Genomic DNA, 25,760 nt, shown 5'->3' on the forward strand with positions numbered 1-25,760 from the left:
TCTCGTCCGAAAACGCATCAAACCTTAGTCCGCCTTGATCCCCAGCCGCGCGATCACCTCGCCCCACTGCCGGCTTTCGGCAGCCAGCTGGCGGCCCCAGGCCTCGCGGTGAGCAGCGGGAGCTTGCGCATCCGGGCGGGCTTCGGGCGCCAGCGCCGCCAGCCGCATGCGCTGCCGCAGCTCCGGCTGCGCGAGGGCCGCGAGCACCGTGCGGCTCAGGCGCTCCACCGCGGCGGCGTTCATGCCGGCCGGCGCGAACAGGCCGTTCCACAGGCTGGCCTGCACCCGCGGGTAGCCCTGGGCCGCCGCCGATGCGATGCCGGGCGCCAGCTCGCTGGCCTGCGGGTCGCTGAGCGCAATGGCGTGCAGCTTGCCCGCGGCCACCTGCCCCTGCACATTGGACCAGGCCGTGAACAGCGCCTGCACCTCGCCTTGCACCATCGCTTGTATCGCACTGGGCGCGCCGTTGAAGGGAATGTGCACGATGAACAGACCCGCATCGGCCTTGAGCAGCTCCATGCTCAGGTGCGACATGGAGCCATTGCCCACGGAGGCGTAGTTCCAGCGCCCCGGCGCCTTGCGCACGGCGGCCACGAACTCCGGCAGCGTGCGCACATTCAGGCTGGCCGGCACCACCAGCACGTTGGGCAGGCTGCTCACGCGCGCCACCGGCTGCAGGTCCTTGAGTGGCTGGTACTGCAGGCCCGGCCGCAGGTGCTGCAGCGCCGTGATCGGCCCGTTGAAACCCATCAGCACCGTATGACCGTCCGAAGCGCGCAGCACCTCGGCCACGGCAATGGCGCCACCTGCGCCAGCACGGTTCTCCACCACGATGGGCTGGCCCAGCACGGGCCGCAGCGCATCGGCCAGCAGCCGCGCCGTGAGGTCCGGTGAACTGCCCGGCGGCGCCGGCACGATGATGCGCAGCGGCTGGCTGGGCCAGGGGGCGGTCTGCGCGAGACCCGCGTGCGCGGCGCCCAGGGTCAGGGCCGCTGCCGGAACGCCCAGGAGCAGACGGCGGCGCAGGGGGCTCACGTCGCCCCGTGGCAGTTCTTGTACTTCTTGCCGCTGCCGCAGAAACAGGGGTCATTGCGGCCGGGCGTGGCGGCCTTGCGCACAGGCGGGCGCGTCAGCGGCGGCGCCTCGTTGCGGTAGAAGTCGTAGGTGTCGTACACGGCCCAGATGGCCTGGGCGAGCCAGTCGTCCCGGCTCTCGCCCGCAATCTGCATGCCCTCGGGCCAGTCCGCCTTGGGGGTGGACAGCGCGATGAAGGGCCGCAGGATCTCGTCCATCGGCTCCTCGATCTCCTCGTGCTCCAGGCGCCAGTCCTCAGGCCAGGTATCGCCGGCCTCTAGAAAACCTGCAGCCCAGAGTTCACCGCGCTGCGGCAGCTCCTCGCCCGCCTCCGGCGGCGCGTCCTCGTCCTCGAAATCCAGCAGGATGGGGCTGAGCGCGCGCGGATCGGACAGATCCTTGAGGTCATCCTGCGCCAGCGCGTAGGCGATGTTGTTGGCCCGAAAGCGGATCAGCTCCAGAAAACGCTGCTCCTCGCGCTCGTCCGGGAACACCGGTGCGTCCTCAAGGCTGTCGGCACCGAGAATGACCGGCAGGTACTCGTCAAAGGCAATCGAGCGCGGACCGGCCAGCACGCCGGCCAGAAAGCCGTCGAGCATCTCCAGGGGCATGACGTCGGCGCCCAGTTCGTCGAGCTTGGCCAGCGCATCGGCCAGCTCGCCGCACATCTCGTCGGTGAACGGCGCATCCACATTGGAGCCGTAGCCCTCCAGCGGGCCGGGGCGTTTGTTGGGCTTGTTGGGGTGCGAGGGTCCGGGCATGGTGGGGCTTTCGCTTGGCCCGGCCGCAGGGCGCATGGCGAGCGGCGCGGGCAAAGGCTGCATGGTAGAGCCTTCGCCCGTGCCGGGCCTGTCGCACTCAGAGCTTGGCGATCACGGCCTTGGCCACTGCGGTGAGCTTGGCCTGCCCCTTGCCGATCTCCTTGGGCGCCCCGAACACACGCACCAGCTGGTCCCCCTTGAGTGCGTTGAGGATCTCGTCGCCGAAGCAGGCTGCATCGCCCACGCCATCGACCTTGCTCATGCCGCTGGCGGAAGGGCCGCAGTAGCCGTCGAAGCTCGCCTTGCCCATGGACCAGTACACCTCCACGCGCACGGTGTAGCCCATGGCGGTGTCGTTGGCGAAGTAGCGGCAGTTGGAGGACAGCGGCGTGGGGTCCACCTCCTTGGCCACCGTGACAGGTGCGCTGACGAGCTTGCCCAGTTCCTCGGCCGTGAGCAGCGCACAGGCCGCCTTGGCAGCCGGTGCGGGCGCTGGGGCCGGTGCTGGCGCAGGCACAGGTGCCGGTGCCGGGGCAGCGGCCGCCGGTGCGGGCGCGGGCGCTGGGGCAGGCTCCTTCTTGCCGCAGGCCGCAAGGGCACAGGAGGTGGCCAGGGCCAGGGCGAACAGACGGGTGGTATTCATTGCGGGATTCCTGATGAGTCGATGCGGGTCGGGCTGCGCCATGTCGGATGCAGCAGCGCAGCGAGCACGAATTTCAGCCGTCCGGCTGCTGCGGCGCTTCCCCCGGACAGGGGCTTGCGCAATGGCGGCGCGGGCGTTCCGGGAGCCGGCGTGCAGGGCGCGGGCGCGTGCGAATTCGGCCCGGCGCGCCCTAGACTCGGTGCCATGAACACCTCGGTCCCGCGCACTCGTGCACCCGCAAGCCGCCCAGGCGAGGCGGGTGCGCCCATGGACGCCATGGCTGGCGTACCCGAGGTCTTTGACGAACCCACCGACCGCGCCCGCTTCAAGCGCGTGGCGCACCGGCCGGGCATCGAGCTGTATCGCGCCCACATCGTCCACCACGCCTTCAGGCCCCACTGCCACGACGCCTATGGCCTAGGCGCGATCGAGCGCGGGATTGAGCGCTTTCGCTACCGCGGCAGCGAGCATCTGGCCGGCCCGGGGTCGCTGGTGCTAATGGACGATGACGAACTGCACACCGGCCGCGCCGAGACCGACGAAGGCTGGCGCTACCGAATGATCTACATCGAGCGGCCGCTGCTCAATGCACTGCTCGGCCTGCCCGAAGGCGCCAGCCCGCACTTTCGCCAAGCGGCTGTGGACGCCCCGACGCACGGAGCGCAGGCCACTGCATTGCTGGACGCCTTATGGACCGCTACCGAGGACCCGCTGCAATTCGATGGCCTGCTGGCCGAGTTTGCCCAGCGCATCGTGGCGCCCAATCTGCCGCCCGCCGGCGCAGAACAGGCCAAAGCCACCCACCGCGAACCGGTCTGGCTGCCGCGCGTGCGCGAGTACATCGAAGCCCATCTGCTCCACCCGCTGGATCTGGAGCGCCTTGCGCGTGAGGCCGGGCTGTCACCCTTTCACTTCCTGCGCAGCTTCAAGGCCGCGCTGCGCGTCACGCCCCACGCCTACGTGCAGGCCCGCCGCGTCTTCCGCGCCAAGCAGCTGCTGGCGCGCGGCATCCAACCCGCAGACGCCGCGACTGCCGTGGGCCTGGTCGATCAGGCGCATCTGTCGAAGTGGATGAAGGTGATGTTTGGGGTGACGCCGGGGGCGTATTCGAAGAGCATTCGTGGCTAGGAGGAGATACAAAGTTGAGGGTCTATCGATTTCTTGATGAGGAGTACGCGATCCGGTCCATTCAAGAACGTCGACTTAAGGTTTCGCGACTTGACGACCTCAATGACCCATTCGAGTTTCAGGTTGCGCTTGATCGAAGCTCCGCAGAGTCGATTGCCATCACAGAGACGCTAAAGAATCTCTCGGATCAGTGGGGAGTGCTCTGCTTCAGCAGAGGATGGGGGAACCCGGTCATTTGGAGCCACTACGCGCGCAAGCATTACGGAATTGCACTCGGGTTCGAAATCCCAGATGACGGCCCAATGACGGTGACTTATGCGAACGCGTTACCAGCGCCGCGATTCACTCGACGCGACGAGCGGACCGAAATCGACACGCAGTCAATTCAAGAAATACTGGCAACGAAGTTTGCTCACTGGCATTACGAGCAGGAAGTGCGTGCTTGGTACGAGCTTGAGTCTTGCACCCGAGAGGGTGACTACTACTTCAAGACCTTTTCCGCGGAGCTCAACCTTAGAGAGGTGATACTCGGTGCGCGATGCGCAGTTGCCGAGGCAGATGAACGACTGCGCCTCCTCGCCAGCTCAGTCACGGTCCGTCGGGCAGCACTCTCTCATGACCGATATGAGATGAAGTAGATCGAGGCGCCGCACGCAGCAATTGCGTACAAGCCCCGCCCCCGCCGCCCAGCCACAATCCCGGCATGCAAGTCACCTACGTCGATCGTGAAACTGCCGCCCTCCCCCGTGGCATCGCCTATGCCCTGGCCGCCGGCCTCATGTGGGGTCTGGTGTTCGTCGCGCCGGCCATGCTGCCGCAGTACCCGCCGGCGGCGCTGGCTTTCGGGCGCTACCTCGCCTTCGGGCTGATTGCGCTGCTGCTGGTGCTGCCGGACCGCGCGGCGCTGTCCCGCCTGACGCGGGCAGACTGGCTGGAGGCGCTCAAGCTCGCGCTGGTGGGCAACATCATCTACTACCTGTTTCTGGCCGCGGGCATCCAGGCGGCGGGCGTGCCCTTGGGCAGCGTGATCATCGGCACCTTGCCGGTGGTGATTGCGGTGTGCGCCAACTGGACCGACCGGCACCTGCCTTGGGCGCGGCTGGCGCCTTCACTGGGGCTGATGGCCACGGGCATTGCGCTGGTGAACCACACGGAGTTTGCGCGCATCGACGTGAGCGACCCCGCCCGCGTGCGCGCCTACTGGGTGGGTGGCCTGCTCACGGTGGTGGCCGTGGCCTGCTGGACCTGGTACCCGATCCGCAACGCGCGCTGGCTGCAGCGCCACCCTCACCTGGCCAGCCGCGCATGGGCCACGGCGCAGGGGCTCATGACCCTGCCGCTGGCGGCCGCGGGCTGGGCGGGTTTCATGGTCTGGCTGGAGTTTCATCCGCTGCCGGGCTTTGACACAGGACGATTTGATGCGGCGCTCGGCCCGGAGCCGCTGAAGTTCGTGGGTCTGATGTTTGCCATTGGTCTCTTTGCCAGCTGGCTGGGCACACTCGCATGGAACCGCGCCAGCCAGCTGCTGCCCACCTCATTGGCTGGCCAGCTCATCGTGTTCGAAACCCTCGCCGCCCTCGCCTACGGCTTCATGCACCGCGGCCAGTGGCCGGGCTGGATGACGGCCGGCGGCATCGCATTGCTGGTGGCTGGCGTGATCCTGGGGGTACGGGCGTTTCAGCGGCAGTCACAGGGCGCATAGCCCGGGATTGAAAATGAAGATCCGCCCCCAGAGCGCGTCTTCAGGCCAAAGTGGCTGAAAAGCCGCATGCGACAAGCGGAGAGCCCATGTCAGACCGCACGGGGCTTGCGCTGGCAGGCGCAAGCACTTGTCCGCGCACCGCGCATGCGCTGCGAAACCCGCGGACAAGCGGAGAGCCCATGTCAGACCGCACGGGGGCGAGGCTTGTATGCCTGCACGCTCCTACTCGGCAGCAACAGCTTCGGTACGTGCAGCCTCAGGCTGCTCATCACCCGCAGGCCGCAAGCCATAGGCCGCCACCAGCGCCCACACATGCGGCGGCACCATGTGGCGCAGGCGGCGCGGGTGCTCGCGGCGCAGGTGGACCACGGTCTCGCAGGCCTTCATTTCCACGCGGGCACGGGCAAATTCCAGCCCGCGCGGGCCCACCTTGGGCATCAACCAGCCGACGATCGGCCGCAGCCAGTTGGGCATCTTGCGCAGGGGCAGGCCGCCGGCGGCGCGCTCCACATTCGCCAGAAAGCCCTTCACAGGCCCGGCGCGCTTGCCGGCGCTGGCGGGCGATTCCAGCACCAGCTCTTCGCCCAGGCCCTCGAGCACCTCTGCACCGCGCCCGTTGCGGACGATTACCCACTGCTGGCCGGTGCCGCCCATGTAGCCCACGGTCACGTCGGCCAGCACATTGGTGTAGTCCACACAGGTGCGGCAGGTGAGCGGGAAGAAGTCGGCCGGCAGCTCGGAGAGCGGCAGCTGCAGGAAGGGAATGGCGCGTACGCGGCCGTCTTTGAAGCGCAGTTCCACGTGGTAGTCCGCACGGAACTCCAGGTAGGTGATGCTCGCGGGGTCGGCGTCGATGTACTGGCCGATGCGCTCCAGAAAGGCATGGAAGTTGGCGGTGGTGGTGTTGTCCGAACAGGGCGTGCCGATCACCGTGAGGCTCTGCAGGCCATGCTCGCGCTGGAGCTGGGCTTCGATGCTGCGCAGGGCGTAGATCTGGCAGGGGATGCCGATGACGGCCAGCCGCGTGTGGCCGGCAGCCAGCGCGGGCTCGATGAGCGAGAGCAGCGGCGCATAGCCCATGCGCATGCCGCGGCAGGCGGCCATGCCCTCGGGCTGGGTCACGATCACCGGCATGGGCTTCCATGCGTCGTCCGGGTCCGGCGCCATACAGAGCACGGCATCCACCTCGCCGCGCTCAAGTAGGCCTGCAGCCAAGCGGGTGGTGATGCCCGTCCACTGCGCCCCGGCCAGCGGCGTACGCAGCCGGGCGCGGAACATGCCCTGCATGGGGCCGAAATGCAGTTCATCGGGCCGCGCGGCATCTCTGGCGCGGCCGTGAACAGCCGCTTCCATGCGGCTGTAGTTGGGCACGGTGAACTGGCAGGCGCTGCCGCATTCACGGGCCAGCGCCGTGCGGGACAGGCCGCAGTCTGTGCACAGGCCGCGGGCGGCGGCTTCAGGCGGCTTGGGGGCCCAGACGATGGGATGCGTTGCAGCGAGGGCCGGATCAGGCGCGTTCATCCAGCCACGGTAAGCCAAGCTGCGCAGGCTGCCTAGCAAGAAGCACGCAGTGCTTGCGCCGTGTCAGCCACGCCCTCAAGCCGCGACGTGCCGCAACGCCGCCTGCATCGCACGGTCGGTGCCTGCGGCCAGGTCGCGCGCGGTGCGTACAGCAAGCACGTCGGGCGAGTAGCCGGCATCGGGCGGGTTGCCCGGCGCGAAGTAGCCGATCAGGGGAATGTCCGCCTCAATCTGCGTGGCGGGCAGGGTCATGAAGAAGAAGGCCCCGCCGTTGATGCCGCGCTGGTTGCCGCCGGTGGGCTCGCCAATGAGCGTGGCCAGCCGATGGCGGCGCACGATGCCGTTGAAGCGGAAGGTGGCCGAGTGGTTCGCAGCGTCCACCAGCACCGCGGTGCGCCCGGTGAACCGCGGGCCCTTGGGCTCGATGCGGTCGCTCGTGTCGGACTCGCGCTTCAGATGCAGGAAGCCCTCTCGGCCCCCGGTGGGGGGTTCAGGCTCGGCGTCCTTGCCCAGGGTGCGGAAACTCCGGTCCCAAGTGCTCATATAGGGCACGAGGTCGGCGGGCACCTCGCGAAAGCGAACGAGGCGCCGCGGGCTCTGCACCTCGATGGGCGCATCGATCAGGCGGGCGAGGATCTCATCGCCGCAGTCCAGCCCGCCTTCATTGCCGCGCAGGTCGATGATGAGGCCACGCGCCTTCTCGCTGGCCAGCTGCTTGAAGACGCCGTCCAGCCAGGCTTTCCAGTCCCAGCGCGTGTTGTAGACCGCCCAGCCGGGCATGGTGAGGGTGCCGACGCCCTGGGCGTTGATGGCGAAGGTCCAGCCCACGGGGGTACCGGCGTCTTTCAGGCGGGCCGCATCCGCCTGGCGCTGGTTCTGGTGCTGGGTCTTGCGCGCAGCGGCGTCCATGGCGGGCAGCTCCAGCGTGCGCCGGCTGCCGTCCGGGCGGCGAGCCAACACCCGGTGCACGGACTGCGCCGGGTGCAGCAGGCCGTGGAAGACATCGAAGGTCTCGATCTCATCGGCGCCGTCCGCACTCAGCAGACCGGGTTGCATGACATTGTTGTTGCCATCCACGCGCACCAGCGGCACGAGCTGCGCGAGCAGTGCAGACGCACTCTGGCCGTTCAGACTTTCGATCACGCTGCCGCGCGGGATGTCGGCCGCATGCGCGAGGCCGTCCGTGACCACCATCTCGCCACCAATCCATGCAAAGCGCAGCGGCAGGATGTTGCGCCCTGCAAAGAGCGCCTGCTTGGTGGTTGCTGGCTGGTTGTAGAAGTTCAGGTAGGTGTGACCGCAGCGGATGCTGGCCAGCAGCGCAGACAGATCCAGGTAGGCCTGCGCCAGCGTCTTGGGTTCACGGAAGCGCTGGTCCAGCGCATCGAAGCGCGCCGCCATCTGCGCCGGGCTGTTGTAGCGGTACAGACCGGGATGCAGGGTCTCGAAGGCGCGGCGCAGCAGGGCAAGGTCGCTGCGCATAGCGTCTGGCGTGAGCAGCGGGTCCGGGGTCTGAGCAAAGCCGGGCGCAGCGCACAGTGCCGCCAGGGCGCCGCCGGCTTGAAGGAAGGTTCTGCGCTGCATGTCAGGCTCCGTGGTGGGATGCCTGCATCTTGCACGGAGCAACGCACCGCGCACAGCGTGATGGGCCGGAATGAGGGATTCCGGCTCTGGATCGCGAAAGCGCGGTGACTGTACGGTGACCGCGGGGTGATTGGACGGCGAGGCGGCAGCCTACGCCGCGCTGCCCTGCCCCGCCCTTACTTGCCCTGCACCATGCGCATGATGGAGCCAGCGTCCAGCGTGCGGGACTTCTGCTGGATCTGCGGCATGTACTCAGCCTGCAGCTTCTTGGCCGGGCCGAGCAGGCTGTCGAAGGTGTCCTTGAGTACGGCGGTGTTCATCTGACGGCCGCCGCCGTAGTACCGCTTTGCGAGCTGCCCCAGGGCATAGGTGGTGGCAAAGCTCATGGCAATGCCCGTGCCCGCACCGACGATCTTGCCCGCCGTGCGGCCCACGTACTTGCCCACCAACCCGCCCAGCAGCTTGCGGCCGAACTGCTCCACGTACTGCCCGGCCAGGCCCACGCCGGCCGTGGCAAGGAATTCCTTGACGTGACCCTTGTCCAGCTCCACGCCATGTACCTTGCCCACGGCATAGACCATTTTCATCTGCATCGGGATGATGGCCATGCTGGCCCAGCTCTGCGGCAGCAGCTCCAGCGCGCCGCAGAGGATGGAATAGTTCAGGATGCTCTTGTCGAGTTCGGCCTCGCTCACGCTGGGCTGCACGCGCACCACCGGCCCGGCACCGCCGACAGGCGCAGCGGCCACCGGCAGCGCCGCGGGCGCGGGGACGGAGATCATGGCGCCCGCCAGCGCACCGGCGCCTGCGACAGCGGCCGTTGCCAGCACCGGGCCTGCGCCAAGGCTGGATGCTGCCGGGGCAGGCGCTGCGGCTGGGGTCTTGACCGGATCATCCAGAAACTGCGCGAAGGCGTCGGCCTGCTGCTCCACGGCCTGGGCCTGGGGCGAGTCCTGCAGACCCAGCGCAGCCTTGAGTTCTGCAAGGAACTTCTTTTCGCTGGCGCTCTGGCTGCCGTCGGCATCGGCCACGCAGACCGCCATCTCGTAGGCCAGCAGCTTGTGTTCGGGGCTGCTCAGGGCAGTGACCGCGTCGGCCAGCTTTGCGCGCTTGAGGATGACGTCCTGCACCAGCTTGGGCAGGTCGATGCCCGGGGCGCTGCCGGCGAGCGAGCTGGCGAGGTCGCGAATGGCCTGCCGCTCGGCGTCGGCCTTGTTGCCGTCAGCCAGGGCGGTGAGCATGGCGATGGTGAGGATGGCTTGCTGTTCACTGGCTTGCATGGAGGCGCTCCGGCGCAAATGAAGTTGAGATTCGAATGGGCCGCAGGCTAGCGGGGCCGCGGGCTGTGCGGCACGGGGGCAAACCCCGGATGCGACGAGCGAGGGACAGCGCGGGATGAAGCGGGTTCCATACCCCGATTCGGAAAGTGAGATTGGCTCTGGTGGCTGACCTCCAGACCAAAATGGCTGGAAAGCCGCATGGGACAAGCGGAAACACGCTGGAAGTTCGCCATAGTGTCCAGGGACGAACATGCGCAAGCTGCTCCACCGGCACGAGAGAGCCATCTGGCAAGCGCCTGTTTCAGCGGCTCGCCGGGCGCCGAGGGCAACGCTACAGTCGGTCGCACATTCAGGAGGCCGTCCATGTTCACCATCCCCACCCTAGCCCGCTCGCTGCTTGTGGCTGTCGCCCTGGCCTGCGCCAGCGCAATCGCCCCGCCGGCCCACGCCATCGGCGCCGAAGAACCGCCGCCCAACATGCCTGCGGAGAAAACGGACCTCTCGCCCGTTCGAGCGCTGATCAAGCAGGGTGACTACAAGGGCGCCATCGCGCGCCTGAACAAGATGGCCGAGGCCGACAGCAAGAACGCCGACATCTACAACCTGCTGGGCTACAGCCACCGCAAGAGCGGCAACCTGCAGGCGGCCTTTGCCAACTACAAGACGGCGCTCGACCTGAACCCCAAGCATCTGGGCGCGCACGAGTACATCGGCGAGGCCTACCTGATGAACAAGCAGCCCGAGCAGGCCGAAAAGCACCTGGCCACTCTGGCGGCGTTGTGCGGCAAGGGCTGCGAGGAGTATCAGGATCTGGACAAGGCCATCAAGGCCTACCGCAGCAAGAACCGCGCGGCGCGCTGAGCCGCCTGCGCGCCAGACGCCCGCCCCGGGCGCGCAAATACTGCGACGTCCGCCCCGGGTCAATCCCTTGAGCATCCCTGATCCGCACGTCCCCCGTGCGGCGCAAGCCATCTTTCGGTGCTTGTGAGCCGTGGGCGGCCGCGCGACGCTGCGCGGCACCGTACTTCCGTACGAACTCACGCTCAGGGAGAACTCGCATGACACCCCCCCGCATCGCCTTGGCCGCGGCTGCACTCACCGGCCTTGGCCTGCTTGCGCCAGCCATGGCGCAGACCGCCTGCACCGCTGGCACCTTTGACGCTGCATTCGGCCCGGCCAGTACCGGGGGCTTTGTGCCCGTGGGCGCGCGCCTTGCCTTTGTGCCCAACAGCCCGGGCGGCAACACCGAAGGCCTGGACTACACCGGCACCGGGCAGATCGTCACGGGCGCCATTGGCGGGGCCGACGGCCTGGGGTCCGGCATCTTCAACGTGGCGCGCTTGACGGCGGGCGGCAGCCTGGATCTGCCCTACGGCGGCGCTGGCGTGGTGGCGCCCTTCGGGACACCCAGCGACGTCCCGCTGAGCAGCCTGTCGCAGCAGACCCGCCTGGACGCCAGCGGCAACACGATCGCGGTCCGAGCCTGGGGGGACCGCATCACGGTGAACCGCTTCAGCCCGGCCGGCCAGCCGGACTTCAACTACGGCGCAAACGGCGCGGCATCGGTCACGCTCACGGTGGTGTTTCCGCTGCTGGGCCTGAACGTGCTCGCCGACGGCTCGGTGCTGGTCGCCACTACGGCGCTGAACACCCTCAACCAACAGCAGGCCGTGGTGGTGAAGTTCACGCCGGCCGGCCTGCCGGACAACACCTTTGGGACGGCCGGCATCCAGTGGCTGAGCCCGGTGGTGGTGGGCGGCGGTGCGAGCAATTTGAGCCGTGCCACGGATGTGCTGCCGCTGGCTGGCGGGCAGCTGCTGGTGGCCGGCCGCGCCCGGGGCGCACCCGGCCCCTTCAGTGGCTTCATTGCGCGGCTGAACAGCAACGGCACGCTGGACACGAGCTTTGGTACGGCAGGCTACGCCGCCTATGACTGGGGCGGGGGCCGCAGCACCCTGGTGCGCAAGCTGGCGCTGCAGTCCGACGGCCGGATCATCGCGATCGGCACCGCGCTGGACCTCAGCGGTGCTGGCCTGAACTCGGGCGTGGTCATGCGCGTGCTTGCCAACGGCGCGCTCGATGTCAGCTACGGCACGGGTGGCCTCACCCAGATCACGGGTCCATTTGGCACGAACCTCTTCAACGTGGCGCTGCAAAGCAACGGCAAGGCCGTGGTCTCGGGCGCGCAGTTCACTGCGGCCGACTTCAGCACCCAGGCCGGTCTCGTGGCCCGCTTGACGGCCACGGGTGCTCTGGATTCGGCATTCGCCGGCAGCGGCGTTGCCACCTACAGCGCACCCGGCGCCAGTTCGACCGGCGGCGGGGCGCTCGCCATACGCAGCAACCGGGTCGCTGTCACATCCAACGTGACCTACGGCACGGGCAACACCAGTCAGTTCGGCACCGTGGTGCTGCGCTACGACATTGGTACCGGCACGGGCTGCCGCTGACGCGGGGCATGGTCATGCACATGCATCGATCCGTACACGCCCTCGGGCAGCGATCGCGCGGCTGCGGGCTTGCGGCGGCTGTGGGCTGGGCTGCTGCACTTCTGCTCACTGCCTGCGGCATGGAGCCCCCAAAGCCTGCAGCTGCCGCACCGCAGCTGGCCTTTGCGGAGCCTGCAGGCGGGCCGCTGGCGCTGCAGACGGGCAGCAGCCTAGTGCTGGTGTTCGATCAGCCGATCGACCCCGGCTCGACCGCGGGCATCCGCCTGCGCGCAGGCGATGCAGACGTGGCCCTGGACGTCCGAACCGTGGGCAATGCGGTCCAGCTCATTGCCCGCAGCATCGGCACCGGGCCGATCGAACTCCAGGCGGACGGTCTGCGCGGCCGCGACCATGGGGTCCCGGCGGCACCGGTTCGATTGAGTTACCTCGCCGCGCCCCAAGGCGTGGCGGCGGTTGCGGCCAATGCGCCAACAGCAGCAGCCACCCTGCCGCTGCTGCCCGCGGCGCCGCCAGGCAGTCCGGCGGCTTCAGCACGGCCGGCGCCTGCATCGCATGGGGTGCCGGCGCCATACACAGTGCCCGCTCAGGGTGAGCGGGCCGTGCCGCTGCAGGCCGCGCTCTAGTCAGCTACCCCGCCATTCACCGCAGGCGTGACCGATGCCGCAGTCTGCACCTTCGCCAGGCGGGGGTGCATCACGGCACGCCACAAGGGCGGCACCCAGGCCAGCAGCACCATGGTGGCGTAGCCAAAGGGCAATTGCGGCGCAGCAGGCGTGGCGCGAAGCGCCTCGAAGGGACGCTCCGGGTGGGCGTGATGATCCGCATGGCGCTCGAGGTTGAACAGGAAGGCATTGGAGAGCCATTGATCACCGTCCCAGCTGTGGGCATGCGCGACCGGCTGGCCGCGCTCTCGCGTCAGGCCGTAGTGCTCCAGATAGTTGGTGGTTTCGAGCAGCAGCACGGCAATCAGCGCCTGCAGCACCCAGAAGACCAGCCCGGCCCAGCCGGCCAGCACACAGGCCAGCGCAGCGTAAGCGGCCGAGAGCGCCGTGAGCTGCCAGACACGGTCATGCAGTACCGACAGGCCGCGATGCTCGCGGCGCATCACTTCAAGCTTGAGCGCGTGGGCGAAGCTGCCGTATAGCGACCGGACCCAGAAGGCGTAGACGTTTTCGCCAAAGCGCGCGGTTGCCGGGTCGTCGCGGGTGCCGATCCGCACGTGATGCCCGCGGTTGTGTTCGATATAAAAGTGGCCGTAGCCCACCAGCGCCAGGCCGATCTGCGCCAGACCGCGATCCAGGCGGCCCGGCCGATGGCCCATCTCGTGCGCGGCGGTGATGCCGATGCCACCGGTGGCTGTGCCGACGCTGGCCGCAAGCAGGAGCAGTGCGGCTGGTGACAGCTCGGGCGCCACGCTCACTCCCCAGATCACCAGCGCATACAGGCCCGGCACCGTGACACGCGGCAGCCAGGCCACCCAGCTGCGTTGGACATTGGTGCTGGCTGCGGGTGCAGACCAGCTTGGGCGCGGGCCGATCAGCGCATCCAGCAGCGGCAGAACGGCGTAGACCAGCAGCAGCGTCATCCAGGGCAGACCCTTCTGGAACCAATGCCAGGGTCCGATGATCAGCAGCAGCGCCAGCAGGAAGCGAAGTCCGTTCATTCGCTTGTTATACGGTGGCTTTCCCCAAGGGCCAATGATCCACCTGCTGCGGATGCGTGCGGCACAATGCCAGCACCTTCAACACCTGCCGCCAGCGAGCCGCGGGCTCTCCCAAGCATTCAAGACCATGAGCACACTGGACCAAGCCGCCCTGGACACCCTGTTCTTCAACGCCCGCACCCACAACGGCTGGCAAGACCGGCCCGTGGATGACGCACTGCTCAAGCGCCTGTTCGACACGCTCAAGTGGGGCCCGACGAGCGCCAACTGCTCGCCGCTGCGCATCCAGTTCGTCAAGAGCGATGCCGCCAAGGCGCGTCTGGTGCCCCTGGTGATGCAAGGTAACCAGGAGAAGGTGCGAACCGCACCCGTGACGGCCATCCTGGGCATGGACATGGCGTTCTACGAGCAGCTGCCCAAACTCTTTCCGCACACCGATGCGCGCAGCTGGTTTGCGGGCAACGAGGAAGTCATCCGCAGCACCGCGTTTCGCAACAGCAGCCTGCAGGGCGGCTACTTCATCCTCGCCGCAAGGGCGCTGGGCCTGGACTGTGGGCCGATGAGCGGATTTGATGCGGCCAAGGTCGACGCCGAGTTCTGGGGCGGCACTACGGTCAAGACCAACTTTGTCTGTAGCCTGGGCTACGGGGACCCGGCCAAGCTCTTTGGCCGCAGCCCCCGATTTGAATTCGACGAGGTGTGCAAGATCGTCTGATCGCGGTAGGCGGGCTGGTGACCCCGTGATCGGGGGATTCGCCCGCTCGCGGGCCGGATCGACACTCCGGGGGTTCTTTCCGCCCCGGGAGCAACCATGCCGATCTTCACCAAGTACCTCACTGCCGAAGGCTTCAACAAGAGCGTCAATACCCTGAGCGACTACATGGCAGGCGTCCTCGCCTGCCTGCAGGGCCGCGTGGGTGGCGAGCCGCTGTACCGCACCCGCGTGCCCATGCTCAACACGCGGATGTCCGAATGGCTGGGGCAACGCAAACTCGGGCCGCGCAAGACCGAGAAGATGGTCGCGCTCGGCGGCGAAGGCGATCAGTTCATCCAGTTTGCAGACCAGCTCGTTGAAGAGACCATCAATGCCGTCCTGCCTGCTCCGCCGCGCGCACCGCAGAACATCAGCTTCACGCAGATCCCGACGGGCAAACTCGTCTACGGCAGCACGCGAGTGCAGGGGCTGGTCACCGCGGACGCGAACATCAAGACCAAGATCGCGTCGGTGTATTCCATGGGCAAGACCTACACCGGCCACGGCCCCACGATCAGCCTCGGCATGGGCGCCCTGCACTGCCACGTCGGCAACGGTGACGGCATCGGCTTCAAGTGGGTTGCCGACGTCCTGCACATTCTGGCGTGGGGCCAGAAAAGCGACTCGGCAGGCGCCGGAACGTCCGGCTACAAGTGGACGACTTGAAACGGCTTATTCATATGGAAATGACCGAAATCGATCTTATTTGAAGGGTAAGCTCGGCCAATTTCCGCTTGCATCATGCGAAAATTGGCAAATCTCCATACTCTAAAAATACGTCCGAATTTGACCGATCAAGCAGTCGCGCGACGCTGCCGTACGGCCTCAAACAAGCACACGCCAGCTGCCACAGAGACGTTCAGGCTTTCCACGCTGCCTGCCATCGGGATGCTGACGAGCTGATCGCAGCGCTCACCTGTCAGGCGGCGCATGCCCTCACCTTCCGCGCCAAGCACGAGCGCCGTGGCGCCGCGCAGGTCGGCATCAAAGAGTGTGGTCTTGGCCGCGTCGCTCGTGCCGGTGATCCAGATGTTGCGCTCCTTGAGCTCTTCCATGGTGCGAGCCAGGTTGGTCACCGCGAAGTACGGCACCGTATCGGCCGCGCCGCTGGCCACTTTGCTCACGGTGGCATTGATGCCGCAGGAGCGGTCGCGCGGCGCGACCACAGCGTGCGCCCCGGCACCGTCAGCCACGCGCAGACAGGCGCCGAGGTTGTGCGGGTCGGTCACGCCGTCGAGCAGCAGCAGCAGCGGCGGCTCTGTAAGCGTATCGAGCAGGTCGTCGAGCGAACGAGCGAGTTCGACCGTGTCGGCCTGCGCAACCACGCCCTGATGGCGGCTGGTGCCTGCCATGCGGTCGAGGCGTTCGCCGTCGACCTGATGCACGCTGAGCTTGAACTCGGCCGCCAGGCGCAGTAGATCCTGCATGCGCTTGTCGTGCCGGGTGGTCTCGACGTAGATCGCCTTGACGCTGGCGGGTGCGGAGCGCAGGCGCGTCCGGACGGCGTGGAAGCCGAAGAGCAGTTGGGGCTTTGACATGGATGATCTGTTTGACGGGTCAGCGGCGTCCGCGCTTGTTCTTGGCGGCGCTGCGGCGCGCCATGTTCTTGGTGGCAGCGCCCTTCTTGAAGGCCGTTTCCTGCTGCTTGCCCTGCTTGCGCGACTCGATCGCCTGCTTGACCGCCGGCGTCTTGGCCTTGGGGCCCTTGAGATGCTTGGCCGGCCGAGCAGATTTGCGGCCCGCACCTGAGTCGTCCGCCTGCTCAGCCTGAGCACCGGGGCTCTTCACCAGCCGGAAGTCCATGCGGCGTGCCTCGATGTCCACGCGCGCCAGCTGCACGTGGATGCGGTCGGTCAGGCGATAGCGGATGCCACTGTGCTCACCGCGCAGCTCGTGCATGCTCTCGTTGAACTGGAAGTACTCGGTGCCGAGTTCGCTGACGTGCACCAGGCCGTCCACATAGAGCGAATCGAGCGTGACGAACACGCCGAACGGCGCCACGCCGCTGATGGTGCCGCTGAACTCCTCGCCCACGCGGTCGCGCATGTAGTAGCACTTGAGCCAGGCGGTCACGTCGTTGCTGGCTTCGTCGGCGCGCCGCTCGTTGGCCGAGCAGACCAGGCCCAGCTTGTCCCAACGGTCATGTGCAAAGGCCGCAGCTTCCTTCTTGCTGCGCGGTGCGGGCAGCTTGCGCTCGCCGGCATCGCCGCTGGGCGTGTAGCTCTGCTTGCCCAGGATGGCCTTGAGCACGCGGTGCACCAACAGGTCCGGATAGCGGCGGATCGGCGAGGTGAAGTGGGCGTAGGCCTCGTAGGACAGCCCGAAGTGGCCAGCATTGTCCGGGCTGTAATGCGCCTGCTGCAGGCTGCGCAGCAGCATGGTCTGCAGCAGCTGCGCGTCCGGCCGCGGCGTGATCTTCTTCATCAGCGCGGCATAGTCCTTGGCCTGCGGGTCGTCACCGCCGGTGAGCAGCAGGCCGACGGTCTTCAGAAATTCGCGCAGGTTCTGCAGCTTGTCGGGCGTGGGGCCTTCATGCACGCGGTACAGAGCCAGCTGCTTGTTGCGGTGGATGAAGTCGGCCGTGCAGACGTTGGCCGCCAGCATGCACTCCTCGATCAACTTGTGGGCATCGTTGCGCACGCGCGGGATGATGCGCTCGATGCGACCCACGGCGTTGCACTCGATATAGGTTTCCACCGTCTCGAAGTCGATGGCGCCGCGAGCCACACGGGCCTTGGCAAAGGCGCGGTACACCTCATAGAGCTGCTCAAGCTGCGGAATGATGGCCTTGCGCTTTTCGCGCGCCGGCGCGGTGGGTTGCGACAGGATGGCCCATACCTCGTTGTAGGTCAGCCGCGCGGCCGAATGCATGACTCCCGGGTAGAACTGATAGGCGTGGATGGCGCCTTCGGCCGTGACCACCATGTCGCAGACCATGCACAGGCGGTCCACGTCCGGATTGAGCGAGCACAGTCCGTTGGAAAGCTTCTCCGGCAGCATGGGGATGACCCGGCGCGGGAAGTACACGCTGGTGGACCGCAGACGGGCATCTGCATCAAGCGCGTCGCCGTCCTGCACGTAGTGACTCACGTCCGCAATCGCCACCAGCAGCCGGAAGCCCGGCTGGGCGGTCTTGCCGCGGCCGATCGTGCAGGGCTCGCAGTACACCGCGTCGTCGAAGTCGCGCGCGTCCTCGCCGTCGATGGTGACCAGCGGGACATCACGCAGGTCCACGCGGCCGGCCAGATCCACATCGCGCACCACATCGGGCAGCGCCGCGGCCTGCTTGCGCGCGGCGTCGCTGAACTCGTAGGGCACATCAAACTTGCGCACGGCAATCTCGATTTCCATGCCCGGGTCATCGACCTCGCCCAGCACCTCGACCACGCGGCCCAAGGGCTGGCTGTAGCGCGAAGGCTGCTGCACGATCTCGACCATCACCACCTGACCGGGCTGTGCGCCGCCACTCTCTGTGGGCGGCACGAGGATGTCGTGCTTGATGCGCTGGTCTTCCGGCACCACCACCGTGATGCCGCGCTCCGCGATGAAGCGGCCGACCAGCTTGTTGGTGCGGCGCTCGATGACCTCGGCAATCACGCCTTCGGGCTTGCCGCGCCGGTCCACGCCGATCTGCTTGGCGAGCACGCGGTCGCCATGCAGCACCTTGGTCATTTCCTTGGCGGGCAGGTAGAGATCCGGCCCGCCATCGTCACGGATCAGGAAGCCGAAGCCGTCCCGATGGCCCTGCACCTTGCCGGCGAGCAGATCGATTCGCGAGGGCAGCAATACGTGCCCCTTGCGGTTCACCAGAACCCGGCCCTCACGTTGAAGGGTTTCGAGCAGTGCTTCAACCTGTGCGGTTTCAATGGCCGCAAGGCCCATGCTGCTGACGAGATCCGGCAGCGCGACGGGCGCCTGCGCGGCGGCCAGCGCCGTCACAATGGATTCAGCGCTCAGCCCCGTGCCCGCGTTGCGGTTGGCCGTTGTTGTTGTCTTTCTTGGCATATGTCTCTTGGATGCAGCCTGCCCAAGGCGCGGGCGGGCCAGAATTTGACCGGGCAGAAAAATCGCCTATACTCTTTGTCTCACCTGCCCAGGTGGCGGAATTGGTAGACGCACTAGTTTCAGGTACTAGCGCTGCGAGGCGTGGAGGTTCGAGTCCTCTCTTGGGCACCAAATATAAGGCCAGCGAATGCTGGCCTTTCTCTTTTCTGCCCTAGAAGCAGAGCGCCTGCGCGCTTTGCGTGGGGACTCGAAAGCCGAGACTAGCAAGCCTTGCCGGGCTCGCGCAGGACGTGACCGAACCCGGCCCCTGCCGCTTGCGCTACGGCTCAGGCAGCCCTGCCCTTCTTGACCCATGCAGCAAGCTGATTGGGCCGCAGGGTGTCGTAGTCCTCAAAGGGTTGATGAATCCACGGGTTCGTCGCGAGGTGGTCGACGTAGTAGTCCGGCTTGACCTTGCTGCAGGCCTTCCACCAGATGACGGCGGTGCGCACTTCAGTCACCTGCCTGTAATGCTCGCGCAGGTGCATGCCGACACGCTCAAGCGTCACGCCTGAGTCCACCAGGTCGTCGACCACCAGCACGCGCCCGCCGAACTCGCCCTTGGTCATGGTGATGTACTTGGAGATGTCCAGATCACCCTGCATCTTGCCGCCGGCGTCCCGATAGGAGCTGGTCGAGAGAATTGCCAGCGGCACATCGAAGATGCGCGACATCACATCGCCCACGCGCAACCCGCCGCGCGCGAGACACAGGATCTGATCAAACGCGTAGCCCGACTCATGCACGATGAGCGCGAGACGCTCAACGAGGTGGTTGTAGTCGTCCCAGGTGACCCACAGGTCGGAATCCGTGCTGTGCGACATGCGAGCCTCAGTGCGCCAGAGTCTTGTACGGATGGCGCAGCACAATCGTATGCTCTCGATCCGGACCGGTGGAGACCATGTCGATCGGCACGCCCGCCAGCACTTCGATGCGCTTGAGATAGTCGCGCGCCGCCTGGGGTAGCTTGTCCAGCTCCGTGATGCCGGCGGTGGACTGTGACCAGCCGGGCATGGCCTCGTAGATCGGCTCACAACGCGCCAGATCGTCAGCCCCTTGCGGCAGGGTCTCGATCAACTTGCCGTCGAGTCGGTAGGCCACGCAAAGCTGCAGCTCCTCAATCCCGTCGAGCACATCGAGCTTGGTGATGCACAGGCCGGACGTGCCATTGATGCGGTTGGATCGGCGAAGCGCTGGAATATCGAGCCAACCACAGCGCCGGTAGCGCCCGGTTGTCGTACCCCGCTCTGCACCCACAGTCGACAGGTGATGGCCCACCGTGCCTTCCTTGAAGATGTCCAGCTCTGTAGGGAACGGGCCACCGCCAACGCGAGTGCAGTAGGCCTTGACGATGCCCAGTACGTAGTGCAACTTGTCCGGGCCCAGGCCGCAGCCCGCCGCCGCGTTGCCGGCTACCGTGTTGCTCGACGTCACGTACGGGTAGGTGCCGTGATCCACGTCCAGCAAGGTGCCTTGTGCGCCTTCAAACAGCAGGCGCTCGCCACGGGCGCAGGCGTCGAACAGTAGGTTGGGCACGTCCGCCGCCATGGGCAACAGCTCCTCGCCCTGCTTGAGCGCGGCGTCGATCATCGGCTCAACTGCCACCTCAGGGGCATGCAGCCAATTCTTCAGCAGGAAGTTGTAGTACTCAGAGAGCTCGCGCACCTTGTCGGCCAAACGCTTGGGATCTCGGAAGTCCTGCATCCGAATCGCGCGACGGCCGACCTTGTCTTCATAGGTTGGGCCGATGCCCTTGCCTGTCGTGCCGATCTTCTCGGTGCCGCACTTCTCGCGAAACGCTTCGCGCGCCTGATCGAGTGCCGCGTGGATCGGCAGGATGAGCGGGCAGGCTTCGCTGATGTACAGGCGGGACCGTACCTCAATGCCCGCAGCCTCGAACTTCTTGATCTCCTCAAGGATCTTTTCGGGGGAAAGCACCACGCCATTGCCGATGTAGCAGCGAACGTCATCGCGCATCACACCGCTGGGCATGACATGCAGGGCGAACTTCTGCCCCTTGATCACCAAAGTGTGACCTGCGTTGTGCCCGCCTTGGAAGCGCACGACACCATGGGCCTCGCTGGTCAGCCAATCGACCAACTTGCCCTTGCCCTCGTCGCCCCACTGGGCGCCCACTACAACGACATTGCTCATTGCATAGCTTTCAAAGAATCAGTGGCGCGGGAGCTCAGTCACGCGCTCGGACAGTCCAGCCTGAATCACCGCGTACGAGTTCCCGGTCATACGCGAACTCGTCGTGCTCGTGCAGCGCTCCCGGGAATTCCACGACCACGATCTCGCCGTCTGCACGCAATCGCGCCACAGCCTCACGCCACGCTGCGTCATCGATCCAAGGGGCGGCAATGGCCCGCGCCGGCGCCGGCGCAGCGAGCAGTCGTGACAGGTCGCGAAGATCCATGGAGAACCCCGTGGCAGCCCGCGCGCGCCCGAACTGGCTGCTGGCAGTGTCGTACCGACCACCGCGCGCCAGCGCCGCAGCCCCACACGGAGCGAACACCGCAAAGGTAATCCCGTTGTGATAGCCGTAGCTATGGGTATCGGCAAGATCGAACAGAACCTGCGCGCGCCCTTCGATCGCGTGCGCGACTCGGTCCAGATCAGCGAACGCTTGCACCGCAGAGGGATGCCGCGACTCAATCCGCCTGCGGCACCCGACTAGGCTCGCGCTCTGCGGTTGTCCGGCCGCATCGAGCAGCGCGAGAAGGTCTGCACCGACCTGCGCGTCCGGCAATTGCTCCAGAGCCGCACGGTCCTTTCGAACCAGGGCATTCGCGGCGGCTTCACGCCAGTGACTGCCATTGGCTGCCTCGCCAAGCACGGCTTGCACGATGCCGACATGAGACACGCTGACCACCAGCGGATCATCCGTCACGCGATGCAAGAGACTCAGCGCAAGTTCGAGAATCTCGAGATCAGCGTGAATGCCGGGATAGCCATAAAGCTCAGCGCCAAGCTGGATCGGCTCTCTTGAGCCGAGCGGAGTCCTCGGCGTAGTGTGCAGAAGATGCCCGCAGTAGGCCAGACGCGTGACGCCGCTGCGATTGAGCAGATGCGCATCAATCCGAGCGGCCTGCGGCGTGATGTCGGCGCGCACGCCCATCGTCCGACCCGACAATTGATCGACCAGCTTGAAGATGCTGGACTCCAGATCCCGGCCGACCCCCGTGATCAGCGACTCCAGATACTCAAGCAACGGCGGCTGGATCAACTCATAGCCATGGCTGCGAAAGATGTCGAGCGCAACGCGACGAAGCTCCTCGAGCTTGCGGGCCTCGGCAGGCAGGACGTCAGCAACGTGATCAGGAAGACGCCAGAGCGGCATGTGCGGAGCGACTATCGTTTTCGAGCGAACAAAAGAAAAACGGCTGCCCGCGGGAGCAGCCGTACTCGATTTTCCCATGAAGCGGCCCCGCAATCAAACGGGGCTGGAGGCCTGCTTAACTGAACGAGACCAGAAGCGCGACCCCGAGTGCCACGCCGATCAGACCAATTGTGCGAAGCTGCCCATCACGCAGGCCGATCAGCCGGCTGAAGGTGTCCTTCCATGCTTGGGGTGCAAGCAGAGGGAACAGGCCTTCGACGACGAGCAGCAACCCGAAGGCTAGCAGTAGCGGGTGATCCACTAACGACGTGTACCCGTCGCGCCGGGATTGCGCATGTATCTGAAGAACTCGCTGGACGGGTCAAGCACCATGACGTCATTGCGCGACTTGAAGCTCTGCCGGTAGGCCTCAAGACTCCGATAGAACGCAGCAAACTCAGGGTTGGCCGAAAAGGCCTGGGCATACAGAGCTGTTGCCTGTGCGTCCCCTTCACCCTTGATGCGCTGCGCCTCGCGATAGGCTTCGGCCAGGATGACCTCGCGCTGCCGGTCGGCATCTGCACGAATCTTCTCCCCCTCTGCAGCGCCACCTGCGCGCTGCTCGTTGGCTACGCGCTTGCGCTCGGCTTCCATGCGGCGGAACACTGCCTCGCTGATCTCAGGCACGAAATCGACCCGCTTCAGGCGCACATCGACAATCTCGACACCGAGCGTCTTGACCCGTTCCTGCACGGCCGCACGCACCTCCTCCATGATCTTGTCGCGCTCGCGCGATGTCACGTCGTTGATTGTGCGCTTGTTGATCGCCTGCTGCATGGCGTCACGAACCAGCGCCGCCAAGCGGTCATCGGCCGCGCGTTCAGGCACTGAGCCCGGCCGCACTACCGTGCCAAAACTCTGATAGAACACGCGCGGATCGGCGATACGCCACTTGATGAATGAATCAATTTGCAGGTTCTTCTTTTCAGAGGTCTGCACACGTTCCGCATCAGGTGTGTCGATGGTCAGGATGCGCTTGTCGTAATAGCGCACATTCTGAAATGGCGGCGGCAGCTTGAAGTACAGGCCAGGCTCGCTCTTTACCGAACGAATTTCGCCCAGCGCAAACACCAGCGCGAACTGTCGCTGGTCGACAATGAACATCATGGTCGAGCCGACGAACACAAGCAGAAGCACTCCAAACAGTGCAGCGATCAAGCGATTCATTTAGCGGGCCTCCCGATTACGGAGCATGTCCGCAGTGCTCTGCTGCTGAGCCGGCGCTTGTTGCGCGGGTGCCGGCGTCGGCGCTTGCACAGTGACCGTGCCCGAGGCGGCACGATTCGCCTCGGCGCTTGTCTGTGCCATGATCTTGTCAAGCGGCAAGTACAGGAGATTGTTCCCCTGGCGGCTCTCAACCAAAACCTTGGTGGTGTTGGAGAAGATTTCCTGCATCGCGTCGATGTACATGCGATCGCGTGTGACGGCTGGAGCGCGGTTGTACTCGCCCACAACGGCTCGGAAGCGAGATGCATCACCGCGGGCTGTCTCGACCACACGTGACTTGTGACCCTCAGCCTGCTGCATCAAACGCGAGGCCGCGCCTTTGGCGCGCGGAATCACGTCATTTGCGTAGGCCTGCCCCTCATTAATGGCGCGCTCACGGTCCTGTCCCGCCTTCACGGCGTCATCGAATGCCGCTTGCACCTGCTCTGGAGGCTGCGCGTTCTGAATTGCCACAGCGAGAATCTCGATACCCGTTCCATAGCGGTCGATCAGGCTCTGCATGCGCTTGCTCACGTCACCCGCAATGGTCGAACGCGACTCGTAGAGAACAGAGTCCATCGTCATACGGCCCACTACCTCACGCATCGCGCTTTCAGCGGCCTGCTGCACAGCGTCCTCAGGTGAAGCCGAATTGAAAAGGAAGTCGCGCGCACCGTCGCCCTTGATCCGGTACTGGACCTCGTACTGGATGTCGACGATGTTTTCATCATCCGTAAGCATCAGAGCTTCTCGAGTGCGCTGAGCGCGAGCCTTGGTGCCGATCTCGACCTTGCGCACCTGCGCCACCTTCACGATCTCATGCTGCTGGATCGGGTAAGGCAGTCTCATTTGCAGACCCGCGCCGGTTGTGCTGCGGTACTTGCCAAACTGAGTGATGACTGCAGCCTCCCCTTCATTCACGATGAAGATGCCGCTACCCAGCCAAATGACCGCGGCAACCCCCAGCACGACAGCGACACCCGCGCCGGCGGCCTTCGGAGACGGCCCACCGCTGCGGCTGCCGCCAGAGTCCGAGCCACCGCCGCTTCCTCCGCGGAACACGTTGTTCAGCCTTTTCTGGAAGTCGCGCCACAGCTCATCGAGATCCGGCGGGCCTTGGTTGAAGATACCTAGGCGGGCGGAAAGCCACTGCCCAAGGCGCGACACACCGGATTTGGCAGTGCTCAGCATGGAGTTGGAGGTCATCGGTCAGGTAGGAACTTGGAGCACAGATGGTGGCCCGTTCTTTGGTATCAAGCCTTGTGGCAGATCACGACAGCATGAGAAACCCGCACATGCGGGCTGCCCCCGCGGGTTGACCTGCGGGCATTCTATGCCGGATCGAATCACGGGCTCAGCGATCGGACCCCAGAGGAATCCCGCCTGCAAACACCTCGGCCATCTGCGTCTGGGACGATTCGTCGCGGTGGCTCTCCAGCTGATGCAGGCGGCTGCGGGCCTTCGCGAGCAATTTCTCGCGCAGGAGCTCGACACCAGCACCGGTTCGAGCAGACAGATACAACTCGCCAACCATGGCTCGGCCATCGTCGGCAAGATCGCGCCAACGCGGCGGTACGCCCGTCACATCGATCTTGTTGAGAACATGAATGCAGGGAATGTCGTCCGCACCGATTTCCTGCAGCACAGATTCGACCTGAGCGATCTGGACATCACGCGACTCGCTGGCTGCATCGATAACGTGAAGCAGCAGGTCAGCGTGCACCGTTTCCTCCAGAGTCGCCTTGAAGGCTTCGACCAACTGGTGGGGAAGCTCTCTGATGAAGCCCACCGTATCTGCCAACGAGATCTGCACCCCATCACCGAGATAGACGCGCCGCGTCGTTGTGTCCAGCGTTGCAAACAGCTGATCGGCGGAATAGACCCCCGCGTGCGTGAGCTGATTGAAGAGCGTGGACTTTCCAGCGTTCGTGTAGCCGACGAGCGAGACCTTGAACACCTCTCCACGGGTCCGGGCGCGGCGCTGTGTCTCCCGTTGCTTTTGGAGCCGAGCCAAATCAGCACTCAGCCGCTTGACTCGCGCATCGAGCATGCGGCGGTCGAGTTCGAGCTGCTTCTCACCCGGACCTCGCATGCCGACACCGCCCTTCTGGCGCTCGAGGTGACTCCACTGCCGCACAAGGCGCGAGGAAAGATGTCGCAGTTGGGCGAGCTCTACTTGCAGCTTGCCTTCATGGCTTTGGGCCCGAAGGGCAAAGATGTCGAGAATCAGCGTGGTGCGATCGACAACCCGAACATCGAACACTCTCTGCAGGTTGCGCTGCTGGGCCGGCGTCAGCGCATGATTGAAGATCACACCGTCGGCAGGCAGCGATTTGACTAGGCCCGCGATTTCATCCGCCTTGCCGCTGCCGATGAATAGCGCAGCATCCGGTCGAGACCGCTTGCCGATGGATTCGTGAACAACCTCTGCCCCCGCGGACTCAGCAAGCAGCTTCAATTCCGCGAAGCTGTCGCCGAAGTCTTGGTCTCCGAAGTCCACGCCGACAAGAATGAAGCGCATCAGCGTTGGGCTTGTAGGGTAGCTGGATCGTCGGGGTGATTCTCGAG

At 65.8% G+C, this 25,760-nt stretch carries 24 protein-coding genes and 1 tRNA gene; 9 read left to right on the forward strand and 16 right to left on the reverse strand.

All coding sequences use genetic code 11. From position 1 onward, the window contains the following. Positions 1 to 24: 24 nt before the first annotated feature. The 3 genes from ACMDW7_RS09210 to ACMDW7_RS09220 form a co-directional block, all read right to left on the reverse strand. Positions 25 to 1,035: a Bug family tripartite tricarboxylate transporter substrate binding protein gene (locus ACMDW7_RS09210; protein ID WP_377301276.1), complete on the reverse strand. Its 1,011-nt coding sequence runs from the start codon at positions 1,033 to 1,035 to the stop codon at positions 25 to 27. Then, the gene (locus ACMDW7_RS09215) at positions 1,032 to 1,835 is read right to left on the reverse strand and encodes a YecA family protein (RefSeq protein ID WP_377301275.1); all 804 of its coding nucleotides are present in this window, start codon (positions 1,833 to 1,835) and stop codon (positions 1,032 to 1,034) included. The genes ACMDW7_RS09210 and ACMDW7_RS09215 overlap by 4 nt, the downstream gene beginning before the upstream one ends. Before the next feature lie 97 nt (positions 1,836 to 1,932). After that, entirely contained in the window at positions 1,933 to 2,478 is a 546-nt protein-coding gene (locus ACMDW7_RS09220; RefSeq protein WP_377301273.1) for a DUF3558 family protein, read from the reverse strand. 204 nt (positions 2,479 to 2,682) lie between these two features. Here ACMDW7_RS09220 and ACMDW7_RS09225 point away from each other — a divergent pair, with 204 nt between their 5' ends. From ACMDW7_RS09225 to ACMDW7_RS09235, 3 genes are all read left to right on the forward strand, one after another. Beyond that, positions 2,683 to 3,606: an AraC family transcriptional regulator gene (locus ACMDW7_RS09225; RefSeq protein ID WP_377301271.1), complete on the forward strand. Its 924-nt coding sequence runs from the start codon at positions 2,683 to 2,685 to the stop codon at positions 3,604 to 3,606. Between the two features lie 14 nt (positions 3,607 to 3,620). Then, the gene (locus ACMDW7_RS09230; protein ID WP_377301269.1) at positions 3,621 to 4,244 is read left to right on the forward strand and encodes a DUF2971 domain-containing protein; all 624 of its coding nucleotides are present in this window, start codon (positions 3,621 to 3,623) and stop codon (positions 4,242 to 4,244) included. A gap of 65 nt (positions 4,245 to 4,309) precedes the next feature. Further along, positions 4,310 to 5,308 carry a DMT family transporter gene (locus ACMDW7_RS09235; protein ID WP_377301267.1) on the forward strand — a complete coding sequence of 333 codons (999 nt, stop codon included), beginning with the start codon at positions 4,310 to 4,312 and terminating at the stop codon, positions 5,306 to 5,308. Positions 5,309 to 5,530: 222 nt separating this feature from the next. Here the strand turns inward: ACMDW7_RS09235 and ACMDW7_RS09240 are convergent, their stop codons facing one another. From ACMDW7_RS09240 to ACMDW7_RS09250, 3 genes are all read right to left on the reverse strand, one after another. Then, positions 5,531 to 6,829, reverse strand: a complete 1,299-nt coding sequence (locus ACMDW7_RS09240; RefSeq protein WP_377301265.1) for a Coenzyme F420 hydrogenase/dehydrogenase, beta subunit C-terminal domain — start codon at positions 6,827 to 6,829, stop codon at positions 5,531 to 5,533. 75 nt (positions 6,830 to 6,904) lie between these two features. Next, positions 6,905 to 8,413: a S41 family peptidase gene (locus tag ACMDW7_RS09245; protein WP_377301263.1), complete on the reverse strand. Its 1,509-nt coding sequence runs from the start codon at positions 8,411 to 8,413 to the stop codon at positions 6,905 to 6,907. A 176-nt stretch (positions 8,414 to 8,589) separates the two neighbouring features. Further along, positions 8,590 to 9,693 (reverse strand): TerB family tellurite resistance protein, encoded by a 1,104-nt coding sequence (locus tag ACMDW7_RS09250; RefSeq protein WP_377301261.1) that lies wholly within the window; start codon positions 9,691 to 9,693, stop codon positions 8,590 to 8,592. 363 nt (positions 9,694 to 10,056) lie between these two features. Here ACMDW7_RS09250 and ACMDW7_RS09255 point away from each other — a divergent pair, with 363 nt between their 5' ends. From ACMDW7_RS09255 to ACMDW7_RS09265, 3 genes are all read left to right on the forward strand, one after another. Continuing rightward, positions 10,057 to 10,554 carry a tetratricopeptide repeat protein gene (locus tag ACMDW7_RS09255; protein ID WP_377301259.1) on the forward strand — a complete coding sequence of 166 codons (498 nt, stop codon included), beginning with the start codon at positions 10,057 to 10,059 and terminating at the stop codon, positions 10,552 to 10,554. Positions 10,555 to 10,751: 197 nt separating this feature from the next. After that, complete coding sequence (locus ACMDW7_RS09260) at positions 10,752 to 12,143, forward strand: hypothetical protein (protein WP_377301257.1); 1,392 nt, start codon at positions 10,752 to 10,754, stop codon at positions 12,141 to 12,143. A gap of 20 nt (positions 12,144 to 12,163) precedes the next feature. Further along, complete coding sequence (locus tag ACMDW7_RS09265) at positions 12,164 to 12,766, forward strand: hypothetical protein (protein WP_377301256.1); 603 nt, start codon at positions 12,164 to 12,166, stop codon at positions 12,764 to 12,766. Here ACMDW7_RS09265 and ACMDW7_RS09270 read toward each other — a convergent pair. Continuing rightward, positions 12,763 to 13,806: an alkane 1-monooxygenase gene (locus ACMDW7_RS09270; protein ID WP_377301254.1), complete on the reverse strand. Its 1,044-nt coding sequence runs from the start codon at positions 13,804 to 13,806 to the stop codon at positions 12,763 to 12,765. The two genes, ACMDW7_RS09265 and ACMDW7_RS09270, sit on opposite strands and share 4 nt — an antisense overlap. Before the next feature lie 127 nt (positions 13,807 to 13,933). Here ACMDW7_RS09270 and ACMDW7_RS09275 point away from each other — a divergent pair, with 127 nt between their 5' ends. Together ACMDW7_RS09275 and ACMDW7_RS09280 are read left to right on the forward strand one after the other, a co-directional pair. Then, positions 13,934 to 14,521 carry a malonic semialdehyde reductase gene (locus ACMDW7_RS09275; RefSeq protein ID WP_377301252.1) on the forward strand — a complete coding sequence of 196 codons (588 nt, stop codon included), beginning with the start codon at positions 13,934 to 13,936 and terminating at the stop codon, positions 14,519 to 14,521. A 96-nt stretch (positions 14,522 to 14,617) separates the two neighbouring features. Continuing rightward, complete coding sequence (locus ACMDW7_RS09280) at positions 14,618 to 15,226, forward strand: hypothetical protein (RefSeq protein WP_377301250.1); 609 nt, start codon at positions 14,618 to 14,620, stop codon at positions 15,224 to 15,226. 128 nt (positions 15,227 to 15,354) lie between these two features. On the opposite strand, the gene rlmB is transcribed toward ACMDW7_RS09280, so the two are convergent. Next, positions 15,355 to 16,098, reverse strand: a complete 744-nt coding sequence (gene rlmB / locus ACMDW7_RS09285; protein WP_377301248.1) for a 23S rRNA (guanosine(2251)-2'-O)-methyltransferase RlmB — start codon at positions 16,096 to 16,098, stop codon at positions 15,355 to 15,357. A 19-nt stretch (positions 16,099 to 16,117) separates the two neighbouring features. After that, the gene (gene rnr / locus ACMDW7_RS09290) at positions 16,118 to 18,565 is read right to left on the reverse strand and encodes a ribonuclease R (protein WP_377301246.1); all 2,448 of its coding nucleotides are present in this window, start codon (positions 18,563 to 18,565) and stop codon (positions 16,118 to 16,120) included. 86 nt (positions 18,566 to 18,651) lie between these two features. Here rnr and ACMDW7_RS09295 point away from each other — a divergent pair. Beyond that, a tRNA-Leu gene (locus ACMDW7_RS09295) sits at positions 18,652 to 18,736 on the forward strand. 155 nt (positions 18,737 to 18,891) lie between these two features. Here ACMDW7_RS09295 and ACMDW7_RS09300 read toward each other — a convergent pair. The 7 genes from ACMDW7_RS09300 to hflX form a co-directional block, all read right to left on the reverse strand. Continuing rightward, positions 18,892 to 19,428: a phosphoribosyltransferase gene (locus ACMDW7_RS09300; protein WP_377301244.1), complete on the reverse strand. Its 537-nt coding sequence runs from the start codon at positions 19,426 to 19,428 to the stop codon at positions 18,892 to 18,894. A 7-nt stretch (positions 19,429 to 19,435) separates the two neighbouring features. Next, complete coding sequence (locus ACMDW7_RS09305; RefSeq protein ID WP_377301243.1) at positions 19,436 to 20,758, reverse strand: adenylosuccinate synthase; 1,323 nt, start codon at positions 20,756 to 20,758, stop codon at positions 19,436 to 19,438. A 34-nt stretch (positions 20,759 to 20,792) separates the two neighbouring features. Next, entirely contained in the window at positions 20,793 to 21,947 is a 1,155-nt protein-coding gene (locus ACMDW7_RS09310) for an ATP phosphoribosyltransferase regulatory subunit (RefSeq protein ID WP_377301241.1), read from the reverse strand. 115 nt (positions 21,948 to 22,062) lie between these two features. Continuing rightward, positions 22,063 to 22,248, reverse strand: a complete 186-nt coding sequence (locus ACMDW7_RS09315; protein WP_377301239.1) for a DUF2065 domain-containing protein — start codon at positions 22,246 to 22,248, stop codon at positions 22,063 to 22,065. Further along, positions 22,248 to 23,153: a protease modulator HflC gene (gene hflC / locus ACMDW7_RS09320; RefSeq protein WP_377301237.1), complete on the reverse strand. Its 906-nt coding sequence runs from the start codon at positions 23,151 to 23,153 to the stop codon at positions 22,248 to 22,250. Before hflC ends, ACMDW7_RS09315 begins: the two co-directional genes overlap by 1 nt. Then, a complete protein-coding gene (gene hflK, locus ACMDW7_RS09325; RefSeq protein WP_377301235.1) occupies positions 23,154 to 24,398 on the reverse strand; it encodes an FtsH protease activity modulator HflK in 1,245 nt (414 codons plus the stop codon). It abuts the gene before it with no gap. 148 nt (positions 24,399 to 24,546) lie between these two features. Continuing rightward, a complete protein-coding gene (gene hflX / locus ACMDW7_RS09330; RefSeq protein ID WP_377301234.1) occupies positions 24,547 to 25,713 on the reverse strand; it encodes a GTPase HflX in 1,167 nt (388 codons plus the stop codon). Between the last annotated feature and the right edge of the window lie 47 nt (positions 25,714 to 25,760).

The organism is Piscinibacterium candidicorallinum (assembly GCF_047549485.1).
Lineage (GTDB): Bacteria > Pseudomonadota > Gammaproteobacteria > Burkholderiales > Burkholderiaceae_C > Piscinibacterium > Piscinibacterium candidicorallinum.